General features: G+C 43.8%; 10 protein-coding genes. 8 read left to right on the forward strand and 2 right to left on the reverse strand.

Annotated elements, in window-relative coordinates:
* Positions 1 to 132: 132 nt before the first annotated feature.
* A complete protein-coding gene (locus tag ACED25_RS13955; RefSeq protein WP_371695471.1) occupies positions 133 to 1,392 on the reverse strand; it encodes an adenylosuccinate synthase in 1,260 nt (419 codons plus the stop codon).
* Positions 1,393 to 1,511: 119 nt separating this feature from the next.
* On the opposite strand from ACED25_RS13955, the gene ACED25_RS13960 reads away from it, so the two are divergent.
* Both ACED25_RS13960 and ACED25_RS13965 read left to right on the forward strand, forming a co-directional pair.
* A complete protein-coding gene (locus tag ACED25_RS13960) occupies positions 1,512 to 2,423 on the forward strand; it encodes a LysR family transcriptional regulator (protein ID WP_081228560.1) in 912 nt (303 codons plus the stop codon).
* 194 nt (positions 2,424 to 2,617) lie between these two features.
* Complete coding sequence (locus ACED25_RS13965; RefSeq protein WP_012604073.1) at positions 2,618 to 3,532, forward strand: LysR family transcriptional regulator; 915 nt, start codon at positions 2,618 to 2,620, stop codon at positions 3,530 to 3,532.
* Between the two features lie 67 nt (positions 3,533 to 3,599).
* Here the strand turns inward: ACED25_RS13965 and ACED25_RS13970 are convergent, their stop codons facing one another.
* Positions 3,600 to 5,117 (reverse strand): arylsulfatase, encoded by a 1,518-nt coding sequence (locus tag ACED25_RS13970; protein WP_371695513.1) that lies wholly within the window; start codon positions 5,115 to 5,117, stop codon positions 3,600 to 3,602.
* A gap of 373 nt (positions 5,118 to 5,490) precedes the next feature.
* Between ACED25_RS13970 and dmeF the strand changes: the two genes are divergently transcribed.
* From dmeF to ACED25_RS14000, 6 genes are all read left to right on the forward strand, one after another.
* Complete coding sequence (dmeF, locus tag ACED25_RS13975; protein WP_012604071.1) at positions 5,491 to 6,489, forward strand: CDF family Co(II)/Ni(II) efflux transporter DmeF; 999 nt, start codon at positions 5,491 to 5,493, stop codon at positions 6,487 to 6,489.
* Positions 6,467 to 6,883 carry a MarR family winged helix-turn-helix transcriptional regulator gene (locus tag ACED25_RS13980; RefSeq protein ID WP_009846872.1) on the forward strand — a complete coding sequence of 139 codons (417 nt, stop codon included), beginning with the start codon at positions 6,467 to 6,469 and terminating at the stop codon, positions 6,881 to 6,883. The genes dmeF and ACED25_RS13980 overlap by 23 nt, the downstream gene beginning before the upstream one ends.
* Positions 6,884 to 7,496: 613 nt before the next feature.
* On the forward strand, positions 7,497 to 9,221 hold the full coding sequence (locus ACED25_RS13985; RefSeq protein WP_371695514.1) for a methyl-accepting chemotaxis protein: 1,725 nt from the start codon (positions 7,497 to 7,499) through the stop codon (positions 9,219 to 9,221).
* Between the two features lie 259 nt (positions 9,222 to 9,480).
* Positions 9,481 to 10,479, forward strand: a complete 999-nt coding sequence (locus ACED25_RS13990) for a DHH family phosphoesterase (RefSeq protein ID WP_371695472.1) — start codon at positions 9,481 to 9,483, stop codon at positions 10,477 to 10,479.
* A 219-nt stretch (positions 10,480 to 10,698) separates the two neighbouring features.
* Positions 10,699 to 11,619, forward strand: coding sequence for a LysR family transcriptional regulator (locus ACED25_RS13995; RefSeq protein ID WP_009846869.1), 921 nt, complete (start codon positions 10,699 to 10,701; stop codon positions 11,617 to 11,619).
* A gap of 253 nt (positions 11,620 to 11,872) precedes the next feature.
* Positions 11,873 to 13,867 carry a TonB-dependent receptor domain-containing protein gene (locus ACED25_RS14000; protein ID WP_371695515.1) on the forward strand — a complete coding sequence of 665 codons (1,995 nt, stop codon included), beginning with the start codon at positions 11,873 to 11,875 and terminating at the stop codon, positions 13,865 to 13,867.
* Positions 13,868 to 13,982: the final 115 nt, after the last annotated feature.

Consider the following 13,982-nt stretch of genomic DNA (forward strand, 5'->3'; position numbering starts at 1 on the left):
TCCCAGCCAAATATCCGTTCAGGTTCAAGCAATAATGCTTATCCGAACGGCATTACACCTAGTGTGGGCTTTTTTGTGTCTGTCGTCTTTCAGCTAAAACAACCGCTTTAGCTGAAAGACTTGAGTAGAGCTCTAACCTCGAATGATCATTTGTTCGCGCTCTGGACCTACAGACACCATCACAATTGGCACCCCCATCAACTCTTCGATACGCGTAACGTAATCTTGTGCTGCTTGAGGAAGGCTCTCAAACGTGCGGCAGCCAGTGATGTCTTCATCCCAGCCAGCCATATCTTCATATACAGGCTTTAGTTCAGCCGTTTGTGGCCAAATCGGGTTTTCAGTGTGCTCACCAGAGTAAGCGGTACAGATCTTAAGTTCAGACAAACCAGACAGGCAGTCAATCTTAGTCAGTGCGATTTCCGTTGCAGCTTGCAGGTCAACGCCGTTGCGAGTTGCTACCGCATCAAAGTAACCCATATCACGTGGGCGACCCGTGGTTGCACCGTACTCGTTAGAGCTTTCGCGGAAGCTATCTTGCTCTTCCATTGCAGTCACTAGCGTACCAGTACCTACAGATGAGCTGAACGATTTAGCCACAGCAATAACGCGCTCAGGGCGAAGGGCAGGTAAACCACTACCGATGCCTGCGTATGCAGCGGTTACATTTGAAGATGTCGTCCAAGGATATTCACCGTAAACAAGGTCGCGACCTGCGCCTAGCTGAGCTTCAAACAGTAGGTTCGCGTCTTGTGATTGCAGAGCTTTAAGCGGCTCAGTTACGTTGCAAATGAATGGGCGCCAAGCTTTAGTCACTTCAAGTAGCCATTCTGTCATTTCAGAAGCTGTCTGAGTGAAGTCACATTTAGGGTATAGCGCTTTAAGTTGAGGCATCTTCCAATCAAGCAGGAATTGAATGCGTTGCTCTAAGATCTCAGGTTGATTCAGCCAACCGACAAGAATGCCTTTCTTCATCACACGATCGCCGTACGCTGGCGCAATACCTTGACGTGTTGAGCCATAAGCGCCATCGCCTAAACGCTCTTCTTCAAGCGTGTCTTCAAGGGCGTGTAAAGGTAGACACAGTGTTGCACGGTCTGATATCGCCATTTTCACTTTGATGCCAGCTGCTTGTACTTCTGCAATTTCTTCAGTTAGCGCAGCAGGGCTGATCACCATGCCAGGGCCAAGAACTGCCGTACAATCAGGATTAAAAATACCACTCGGTAGTTGGTGCAGTTTGAATGTACCGAAGTCGTTTACTACGGTATGACCGGCATTGTTTCCGCCTTGAAAGCGAATGCTAGCAGAAGCTTTGTCTGCTAAAAAATCAACGATACGGCCTTTGCCTTCGTCGCCCCAGTTTGCGCCTACAACAACAATAGATGGCATAATTTTTCTCCTAACTGATTGAAAAATCATGTTAGGCCTACAAAGTGGATAAGAGAAATTAATTATCTTTATTATCTTGATAAGGATTTCATATATCATATAGGGAGCACAGGAGAGATATGATGCTTGATATAAATTTGTTGAAGACGTTTGTGACGCTAGCGGAGTACAAGCATTTTGGGAAAGCGGCCAACGCGCTTCATATGACGCAGCCCAATGTGAGTTTGCACCTGAAACAACTAGAACAACAAACCCGCATTAAGTTGATAGAACGAAGTCCGTTTCAACTGACTCAAGCAGGTGAAAGGTTACTAGAGACAAGTCAAAGAACATTACTCGAACTGCAGATTTGTCAGGCCGATCTTAATGCCATTAATGACCTCAAAATAGGTACATTAACTATTGCCGTGAGTGACATCATCTCTCGATTCTTGCTAATTCGCCCGTTCCAGAAGTTCAAAGCGCGGTATCCGGGTATCGACCTAACGCTACTGAACACTACGTCATCTCAAGCATCGAGTTTAGTTAAGAACGCTCAGGCGGATCTTGGTTTTGTGATTGCGAAAGAGCAGCACAACGAGTCGCTCTATTTTACTAAGCTTCAAGAGCTTTCATGGTGTGCGTTAGGCGATGGCCTAGACATGCAATACTCTGATAGCAAGACAGGAAACGAGGTTAAAGATGACGATATAGAGACAGAACTCACCTTGATTCTACTTGGCCACGATACGAGAACCCGTGACTTCATTGATGAAGGTTTACCAAGCCTTAATCTACCCAATCATAGAGTCATGGAAGTAGGGAGTGTCGATGCTCAAATCGACTGGGCAGAAGCTGGGTTTGGTGTCGCCATCATTCCTGAGTTTGCGATATCCACCAAGCAGCATTTGAATTCAAAGGTTACGCCATTGACCAATTTCTCTAGCACCAGCCTTGGCTATATCGTGAGGCAGAACCAAGTCTTATCTAAAGCGACTAAGCAGTTATTAGGCTGGGTGAATGATGAGATTACTCTGTTACAAAACAAATAAACGCCATCACTGACTTTGAGTTACCTGAGCCTGCCAAGTGTGGGCTTTTTGTGTTCTGTTAATCATCGTTTTCTAGCATGATAATTCGTAGGTGACTTCCCAAAATAAAAGGGTCGCTAATGAAGTGCTTGGTTAATACGGTATAATTCAATGATATGAAAGTTAATTTAGTACGCGAGTTTGGTAAATAGAACATGAAAAACACTGATTTTAGTCTGATCCCGTATTTTGTTGTCATGATGGAAGAGCTCTCTATCTCGAATACCGCGAAACGTTTTGGCGTTACTCAGCCCGCAATTAGTAAGGCGCTTAACCGACTAAAAGAAACCTATGATGACCCGTTGTTTGTGAAAACAAAGGAAGGTTATAGACCGAGCAGTTTTTGTTATGACATCTACCCTCAGATAAAACAGGCCTACGATGCCTTTGAATCGACTTTCCCGAGTAAGCGAAAGTTCGACCCAACAAAAATTGAAAGGTCGTTTAATGTCGCTTGCATTAGTGGTGCAACTTATTCATTGATGAAGCGTGTATCCGATATCCTCTATGCGGAAACGCCAGATATCGGTCTTCATATTGACCCTTACTATACTGCAGACATCATTCTAGACCTTCGCCAACACCGATATGATTTGTGTATAGTCCATACGCCTATCAACGATCCGGCAATGGAATGTATTCAGCTCTCTAACGAACCTATGGTGGTTGCTTATGATAAAAACCACCCTAGATTAGGGAACGAGATTACGTTGGAAGAATACCTTGAAGAGAAGCATGTTCTTCATAGTATGTGGGATACCAAAGAATCGCCGTTAACCAAAACCAGTAAGTATGCGAAGAGTAGAAAGGTTGCACGAAAGGCGCCTGGCCCATTTGAAATGCTTGATATGGTAAGAGGAACGGATTGGCTTTGTATTAGTCAGAAATCGATACTTGAAAGGTATGGCCTGTTGGATGATTTTAAGCTGTCGCCTTTACCGTTTGAATCGGATCTTGGTACTGAATATCTGGTGTGGCACAAGAGTCGTAATGCAGATATGGCGCATTCATGGTTTAGAAAAAAGATTGTTGATGCCTCACAAAAAAAGCCCCAATGGGGCTTTAATTAGTCAGTTATCTTTAATGGTCGGTAGCCAGGTTATCTAGCTGTTGCTTCGCTGTTTAACCCTTGCTCCGCTATTTCGCGTTTTGTGCTTGCATCTGCTGAATCAGCTTTTGCATTTTTAGCGTGTTGTAATTGATCTCTGCGGCACTGAAGCCTTGGCCTTGTTGCATTGGGTAATCGTTTAGAGAGCCCATGAACTTAATCACTTCTTGAGACATTGGTACGAATAACCACATGTTGTCTACCATCCAACGAGTGTACATGCCAGATTCTTTCGCTGCGGTTTCAAACGGGTCCATACGTAGGTTTGTAATTGAAGCCCAAGCAGGAGCTTGACGGATAGCCGATTGCATTGTGCCTTCCATCATAGCGAAGCTTGCTTTCCAATCGTTCCAACGAAGCGCATTGAAGTCACCGTTTGCAGAGAAGTAGAAGATAGTTTCACGGGGTGACTTTTCAGCCTCTCCTTCAAAATATGGCATAAAGTTCGAGCCATCTAAGTGAACACGCCAATCTGTATTATTTAGAGAAACACCTTCTTTAAGGTCTTCAACGATAGAGTCATTACCGGCAGCAGCAGCTAGTGTCGGTAACCAGTCTTCTTGAGACATTAGCGCGTTAACCGCAGAGCCAGGTTCGATTACACCAGGCCATTTCACGATTTGTGGAACACGCATGCCGCCTTCGTAAGTTGTGCCTTTTTCACCGTGGAAAGGAGATGTACCGCCGTCAGGCCATGTGAACTTCTCTGCACCGTTATCAGTAGAAAGGATAACAATAGTGTTGTCAGCAACCTCTAAGCGTTCAAGAGTATCTAGTAGTGCGCCAACGTTGTCGTCTAATTGAGCCATACCATCTGCATAGATGCCTTGACCAGAAATGCCGCTGTAATGTTCGTTCAGACGAGTCCAAACGTGCAGACGAGTCGAGTTGTACCAGATAAAGAACGGCTTATCTTCTTTTACAGATTTCTCCATGAACGTGATAGCCGCTTCGGTAAAGTCCTCATCGATGTTTTCCATACGAGCGCGAGTCAGTGGACCCGTATCTTCGATTTTGCCATCAGAGGTTGCTTTAATAACGCCACGAGGCCCGTAGTTCTTTCTGAATTCTGGGTCTTTAGGATAAAAGTAGGTTTCAGGCTCTTCTTCCGCGTTTAAGTGGTAAAGGTTACCAAAGAACTCATCAAAACCATGGTTTGTAGGAAGGTGTTTGTCTTGATCGCCTAAGTGATTTTTACCGAATTGTGCCGTCGCGTAACCTTCTTCTTTAAGAGCATCACCAATGGTAGGAGCCCAGTCAGGAATACCATGCGAAGAACCTGGCATACCGATAGTAAGTAGGCCGGTACGGAATGGGTGTTGACCCGTCACGAACGAAGCACGGCCAGCCGTACAAGATTGTTGTGCGTACATATCCGTAAAAATAGCACCCTCATTAGCAATACGATCGATGTTCGGCGTTTCGTAGCCCATCATTCCACGGTTGTATGCGCTAGTGTTGTAGTAACCAAGATCATCTGCCCAGATAGCAAGAATGTTCGGTTGGTCTGCCGCAGCGACGCCTTGAGCAACGCTGAGTGCGCTCATTGCTAACACGGTTTTGGTTAATTTAGTCAAGGTAATGTCCTTTCTTTAGTTTCTATTTGTTTAGAAAGAAAATACCAATTTTGTATTAACTCAGAGGACTACTGGGTATGAATTCTAGTTACTTAGAGGAATAGTGGAGCCGTGATTAGGGCTAGTGTTTTACTCAAAATCAGAGACCTGCCCAGAGTTTATTTCTTGATTAAGTGAGCCTTATTCATTTTCGTCCCATTTCGAAAATCAAATTCGCCGTTGACAAAGTTTGATGATCAAACTAAATTTCAACCAATTGCTTTGATTATCAAATTACTTGTCAATCAAAGGGCTTTTATTAACAACGATCATCTAACCGCAAACATCAGCTAAGGACGCCATTTTGAGTTTTCCAACACGTCACCAACACAACTTTTCTTCACATAACAGCCAAGGTGAGAAACGCACGTTCTATGTCCTGTTATTGACCGTCGTTACCATGGTTGTCGAAATCGTTGCGGGTACCATTTATGGTTCAATGGCATTGCTTGCCGATGGTTGGCACATGGGAACGCATGCTGCAGCGTTTGGTATCACCTTATTTGCATACCGATATGCGAAGAAACATGCCGAGAGTGAACGTTTCTCGTTTGGTACTGGCAAAGTCAGCGTGTTAGGGGGCTACACCAGCGCGATTGCATTGGGTATTGTGTCATTATTGATGCTGGTGGAATCAGTGCATCGTTTATTTAACCCACAAGCGATTCAGTTCAATGAAGCGATCATCGTTGCCTGTATTGGTTTAACTGTGAATGTGGTGAGTATGTTTTTACTCGGCGATCACCATCATGATCACGGACACGAGCATGGCCACGATCATAGTAACAATCATAGTAAGAATCACGGTCATTCACATAGCCATGATCACGACAGCGACCATAATCATAAGCATGGTGAGCACCATCATGACCATAACCTACGCGCAGCCTACATGCATGTGTTGGCGGATACGTTGACTTCACTGTTGGCCATTGTTGCGCTGCTGTTTGGTAAGTTTTACGGTTGGAACTGGTTAGATGCAGCAATGGGAATGGTTGGCGCATTTGTGATTGCTAAGTGGACGATGAACCTTATGAAACAAACCAGTCCAATCCTGCTTGATGAGAATATCCACCAAGATTATCGCGACTCAGTGACCGAAACCTTAACGCCTTATGCGTCGGTCACCGATTTCCATATGTGGAAGGTGAGTGGGCATCACTATTCAGCAGCAATTACTCTTGAATCAAACAGTGATAAAACCGTGTCTGAATATAAACAAATGCTCTCCAAGTTTGATAAGATTAATCATCTTACTCTTGAAGTGCATTCAAACGACCATGCGAAATATAGAACAGCTTAACCAAATACTGACTGAGTTCTACGATAAAATGTCTTCGTGGGAACAGTCTGTAGTCAAAGAGACGGGTTACTCCCTGGCTCAAGTACACACTATTGAAGTACTTGGTATGCATGGCGCGTTAAGAATGAAAGAGCTCGCTGAAAAGCTGGGCATCACCACGGGTACATTGACCGTTCAAATCGAAAAGCTGGTTAAAGCCGAATTGATTGAACGCCATGAACACCCAACGGACCGTCGTGCAATCGTGGTTGCATTAACTGATGAAGGACAGAAGATTCACGTTCACCACAATCAGCTTCACTTGAACCTAGTTAATGAATTAACGCAAGACATCGAAGAAGATGAGAAAGCGGTATTACTAAAGTGCCTATCTAAGATGGTAAAAGCGTTTTAGTCAGCCTTAAGTTCGAACCCTAACTTATTAGCTGCAAAGCAATTGATTAAGAAATCTAAAAATGGACCTGACTCGAATTGAGTAGGTCCATTTTTTCGCCGTTTTCTCTCGACTATACAATCACTAATCGATGGACTCACCGTTTCAAAAACAAGTCAAAACCTCCCAATATTGCTCTTCGTTCTTGCTCCGCTGATGAGCCAAAAAAATGTCATTCACAGCCGTCAGATCAATAATTGCCCAAGCTGTTTTAATTCAAAGCCTTAATAGTAAGGCGTTCAGCTATTTATACCCCGTCAAATATCTGTCTCTCAGTTTTATAATTCTATTAATGTACATGTAGCGAAAATGTGTTATTGATTGATCTGTCGTTAATGGGTTGGGTCTTCTTTGTTTGAATGTATTGATGATGTCACTACTGGCGGGCAGGGCCGCTGCAAAAACTCAACCCCATTACTGATAAAAAATCATAACAATAACTCGATCGCACTAGCCGTATATCCATGCTTTGATGCGATCAATTAGATACTTATAGTTAATTTAGTAAAGACGAGCCATGTATATGAATATAAAGAAAAAGCTCTATTCGTTGGGGGTGTTCTCCATCTTCGGCATGATTTCATTGTTGTTTACCACATCTCAATTTGCGGACACCACCGCTAAAATGAGCGAAGCCAAACAAATTACCAAAGAACTTGAAGTGCGACTGCTAAACCTTCGTCGTAACGAGAAAGATTTCTTACTTCGCAGTGATCTGAAATACCTCGACAAGTTCGACGTAAATTACAAAAAATTCTTAGCGTCTGAATCTGAGCTTAATGCTGTGCTGAATGATCTGGGTTTGGCCAACAGTACGCATTTGCGTGAAGATATCGAAACGTACCACACAAGCTTTGTTAACCTTGTTAAAGCCAGCCAAGTGTATGGACTAGCACGAGACAAAGGATTGTTAGGGGAATTTCATGCTGTACTCGATAACATAAGTGCTTCAGCAAGCGCCGAGCAAAAAATTGAACTGTATCTCTTCAATGATTTGATCGAGAAGGGTGAGTTCGACCCAAGTGTTCTGTCTATTACTTCTAATGCGGGTGGCTCAGCTGCTTTGATAGAAGCAGCTCGTCAAGTCGTAGATCAGAAACGAGTGATAGGGTTAAAACATAACGAAGGGTTACTAGGACAAGCGCGTACAGGTTCGCACGTTATCGAGACTCAATTCAAAGAATTCTCGGCCGTGTTAGATCAACAGGCACAGCAAGAGATGGATAAACTATCGCTGATCAACAACACCCTTTGCGTCACACTGTTAGTGGCGATCATTCTATTCAGCTGGTTAATCGTACGTTCAATCATCGGTAAGATTGAATCTCTACTTACTGTGATCCGTAATATTGTCGACTCGAACGACGTGTCTATTCGTGCGACGGAGAATGGCAAAGACGAACTCGGTAAGCTAGGCGAATACTTCAATCAACTGCTAGACCAGCTTGAAGGGTTGATTGCGACGTCTCAATCTAAGTCACATCAGTTGACACAAAGTACGTCGAGCATGCATGACGAGCTAGAATCGGTCATCAAACAGTTCGAAGTTCAAGCAAACCACACCTCAACAATGACAACTTCAGTGCAAGAGATGGTACTGACTATTGGGGAGATATCAGAAAGTACATCGGTTGCCGCTGAAGGCGTTCATCAAGCGAAAGTGAATGCCGACAAAGGTCGTGAAGTGGTGGTTGATACCATCAATAACATTACCCAGTTGTCTGAACGCCTTTCAAGTAGCCAAGATTCGATTAGTTCTTTGAATCACCATGTCGATCAAATTGGTAGTGCCGTTAACATTATCCAAGGTATTGCGGAACAGACTAATTTATTGGCATTAAACGCAGCCATTGAAGCCGCTCGTGCTGGTGAGCAAGGTCGTGGCTTTGCCGTTGTTGCGGATGAAGTCCGAGCGTTAGCAAGCAGAACGCACCAATCAACCACTGAAATCACCAGTGTAGTCACTGCAATCCAGAGCCAAATGAATGCTTCTATGACAGAGATTGGCGAGTGTAACCAACAAGGCCAGCTGACACTTAAAGATTCAGAAGAACTGGATGCAAGCTTGCAACTGATTTTGAGTGATATGGAAAGCATTCAAGGCAACTCAGAACGTATTGCTTCAGCGATTGAAGAGCAGGGTGCCGTAATGACACAAGTGAGTGACTCAATTACTGAGTTGAATACCATCTCGAATGATAACAACGCTTCGGCGCAGCATTGCTTGGTCGAAGTGGATAAAGTAGCTGAGCAAGCGAACGATATGGATCAAGCGGTAGCGCAGTTCAAGACGTCATAAGATTTCTAGAGTAAGTTAGAAACCAAAGACGTGAGTTCATAGAAAACAAAGGCGTGAATTATTCGCGCCTTTTTTGTGCCTGAAGGATAGGCAAGTTTCTGAATCGATAGAAATAAGAATAAGGCATTACAAAATAGACTTAAGTATCTGTGGAATAAAACTAAAATAATGACAGACTAACGATGAACGAACGCGTTGACGTGAGCCATGTCTTTGGCGCGTTTCGAATAAACGTTAAATCTTACGGAAGAGGAACAGCATGCACTACGACGTATTCAATGGAGACGCAGACGGTATCATCGCGTTGCTACAACTGCGATTAAGTGAACCGAGAAAAAGTGTGCTCGTCACCGGTGTAAAGCGTGATATTAAGTTGGTTTCTCAAGTTGTCAGTCAAATCATAGAGCCGGGCAATCCAAATGATGTCTCTTCCGTTACCGTTCTTGATGTGTCGATGGAGAAGAACCTGCCAGCATTGCACTCACTGTTAGATGCCAACATCGATGTGTTTTACTGCGATCACCATCGGACAGGGGACGTGCCAACCTCTGAGCATTTAGACACTCTGATAGACACCTCGGCAGAGAGTTGCACGAGTTTATTGATTAACCAGAAGCTAAATGGTGCACACGTAGCTTGGGCAATCGCGGCGGCCTTTGGTGATAATTTAAAAGTAGTGGCCGCACAGTTAGCTGATGAAAATGGATTCGAACAATCACAAATTGAGTTCTTAGAAGAGCTAGGTACCTTGGTTAATTACAACGGCTACGGCACATCATTGAGCGATCTACATTTCACGCCAGTTGAGCTCTACCAAAACCTTTATCAATACCCGAACCCGTTCGATCTTATGGATGACAAAGACTCCGTGTTCTATCAATTACGAGCGGCTTACCAAAATGACCGCCAGCAACTATCAAACCTTGCCCCTGTTTATGAAAGTAAAGTCGCACGTGTGTTTGAACTGCCCGGTGAGACTTGGGCAAGACGTATCAGCGGTGTATTTGGCAATGAGATCGTGAATCAAGATCCAAACCGAGCGCAAGCAGTATTAACGAAAAACCAAGATGGCGAATCTTATACTGTTAGCCTAAGAGCACCACTATCCAATAGAACAGGCGCAGATGAAATTTGCTCTAGCTTTGTAACTGGCGGAGGAAGAAAAGCAGCGGCTGGCATTAATCAACTTAGCGAACTTGATAGAGGGAATTTCATTTCACTGTTGGACGCTTATTATTCGCCGAGTGTTGAGCGCTAACGAAAATAGTAGCGAGAGTGAATAGGGTAAAGAGAGGCCATTTGGCTTCTTTTTTTGTGTCTAAAGTCACCCAAATAAGCCTTTCAAAAACTTAGTTAGCATCAAATTCGGCACTTCACATTGTATGACATCAAAGTAAGAGTGATTATCAATTGTATTAATTCTGGGGAAATAGCACTATACGCATATTGAATCTTCAGTATTTTGAATATCCTTATAATGAATCTTGCCCAGGTCGACCTTAACCTACTCGTTATTCTTAAACACCTTCTTGAAGAGAAGCACGTATCAAACACAGCCTTGGCGCTAGACATGAGCCAACCGACGGTGAGTCGTTCACTACAAAAACTACGAACGGTATTCAACGATGACTTGTTAGTCCGCGCAGCCTATGGGTATGAGTTAACTCCGAAAGCAGAAGTCATTAAGCAAGACCTCAACTCTGTGCTCACACGCCTTGAGAAATTGGTACATGGAGACGTATTTGAACCGCAGACGAGCAATAGTACCGTTCGGTTCTTTGGCTTGGTTCCGCAAGTCTCGCATTTGTTACCAAAAGTGGTGGCACAAATCCGCAAGCAAGCGCCGAATATGGTTGTCGATATCGACTCGATTCCTAAACGACACTTTGAACCTCTGTTATCAGGTGATGCGCACTTTGTATTGTCGACGCATGAACCATTAAGTTCTGAACAAAACTTGTATCGAATGTTCGTAATCAGTCGCGACTATCGGTTATTGATGAGCAAAGACCACCCTCTGGCGGATAAAGAGATCACCGTTGATGATTTATTGAGTAGCCAACTCGGCCAGATCTCACTGCAAGGGGATAAGAAGCTCTCGATTGAAAGTCGTTTCAAAGATTTGGGCTTGATCGATAAGCAGCGTCAGCTATCGATACCGATTCAACTGTCTAACTTTAACGTCGCTCCAGATATGGCTGAAGCGACCGATATCATCTTTCACCTGCCGACACCTTTCGCTCAACAAGCAGCAAAACAGAGAAACCTCGTTTGTAAACGCGTACCCAAAGCGATCAGGAGCCCATCAGAAGACGTATATCTCTACTGGCATAAACGTTTCCACAATGACCCTATGTGCCGTTGGATTCGTGAACTATTTAAAGAGACATACTCCTAAGTTATCTGGCACATGAATATTACGGGCTCAATGCTAATGAATTGAATATATTTTGTCTGCATTATTTGATAAATGAATAATCATAATGAATTTTCAGCATGAAACTTTCGTTGATTGGAGTGATAACTGACTGTTTAATGCAAACCATTATCATTACTAATTACATATAAGAATAAATATCATGTCTGAGAAATCTCTGTTGATTCGCAAGCCTCTTTTGGTTCGCAAGCACCTTATAGTTCGCAAACCTCTTATGATTCGTAAACCCCTTTCGGTCGCAGTAGCTGTTATTTGCACCTCACTATCGGCTAACGTGTTAGCGCAAAAAGAAGCGCAAGCGACAGATGAGCAAATGGTTGTTACGGCAACTCGTACTGAAATGGCTCTAAAACAAGTGCCAGCTTCAATGTCGGTTATCACCGCTCAAGACATCGAAGACAGCCCTGGAATCACTTTGGCTGACATCGTTGCAGAATCAACGAGTGTGGAATCTGATTTTGATAGCACACGTGCTGGCCGTCAGATGATCTCTATTCGTGGTATGGATTCAGACTATACGCTTATCATGGTGAATGGCCGTCGCTTAAGCTCTGCAAGTGCCATCATTCGTGGTAACGATTTCGATCTCTCGACTATTCCAGCTGAGTCAATCGAACGTGTTGAAATTATCCGCGGCCCAATGTCTGCACTTTACGGTTCAGATGGTATGGGTGGCACAATCAACATCATCACCAAAGCTCCAGAAAATGATTGGAGCTCAACGATTAACATGGACACTTCGTCTCCATTAGACGGCAATGGTGGGGAAGAATATTCTGTTGGTTTTACCACGTCCGGTGCATTGATTGATGATGAGTTATTTGCGCGTTTTTCTTTAAATCAAACCTCGCGTGACGCATGGCAACCATATACAGGTAATGGTCGTGAGAATATTACCGCTCTAGAGGAACGCGACACTTTAAGTTTGCTTGCCAACCTGACATGGAATATGACAGACAATCAGACGATTGATTTAGACCTTGGCTATAGTGACGATAAACGTGATGGTTTAGCAGAACACGCTACAGGTTCGAACCTAGTGGATAGTAGTGTTGTACGTAACAGTCAAGCGATTACACACAGCGGTTTTTGGAACTGGGGTGACACACAAGTTCGTTACTCTCGTGAAAACGTGACAGACAACGATGCCGCTGATCTAGGTAACAATTACAGTAGCGATGTAGAAGAGCTAACTCAAATAGTAGAAGCGTCAGCAACGACTTATCTTGGTGACAGTCACACCGTAACTTTTGGTATGGACTACCAGTTGAGCGAATTAACCAACAAAGAAAACTTGATCAACGGTACATCAGAAGCGTATCAAGGTGCTTTGTTTGTTCAAGACCAGTGGTTGATGACTGAACAACTCACCGCAACCATTGGTGGACGTTTAGATAAGCACGAATTGTACGGTGAAGAATTCAGCCCGCGTGTGTACTTAGTTCACCAAACGACTAATGCCCTCATCATCAAAGGTGGTGTAGGTAAGGCTTTCAAAGCACCTTCGCTGACTCAAAACCAAGCCGACTACACAGTTAATAGCTGTAAGGGAGCGTGCGATTTATATGGCAACGAAAACCTGAAGCCTGAAACGAGCTTGAACTATGAAATTGCAGCAATATACAACCAACCACGTTGGAATGTTGAAGGTGCCTTGTTCCGCAACGAAATCAATGACCTTATTGATCGCGATGAAACGTACTGCGAGAACGGCGGAGTGTTTGAATCGGGTAAAGGGTGCGCAGACAGTTCTAGCTCTACTGGCTATGTGAAAGGGAAGCGTACTTATACCAATGTATCTGAGGCGGTGGTTCAAGGTGCCGAACTTACGGGTCAATTCCAGATTACCGATGAGTGGGGCGTGTCTGGTAACTACACGTTCTTAGACACAGAAGATAAGTCAACGGGTGAAGAACTGCTCGAGCGTTACAAGCATTCAGGCTTAGTTAAACTGAACTGGAGCCCAATTTTCGATCTGAATGCCTTTATTAGTGCGCGTTACCGTGGAGAGCGTAATATCGAAACTGATTTGACTCAAGATGCATACACTACTTTAAACATTGGTGGCGTATACAACATTAATGATTCAGTTAGAGTACGTGCAGGCATTACTAACTTGACTGATGAAGCTGTATCACAAGAGCTAGAGAGTATGGGTTATGTTGAAGAGCCACGTACTTACTACGTAGGTATGACAGCGGACTTCTAATCAATCTGTGTTTGATTTGGTAGCAAGATACATATAGAAACGAAGAACCCACATTGGCTCGATACTCTATAAAGAGAACGGCGAGTGTGGGTTCTTTTTTGTGTGCTTGTATCGG

Origin of the sequence: Vibrio sp. 1F263 (assembly GCF_041439035.1) — a bacterium.
Classification (GTDB): domain Bacteria; phylum Pseudomonadota; class Gammaproteobacteria; order Enterobacterales; family Vibrionaceae; genus Vibrio; species Vibrio tasmaniensis_A.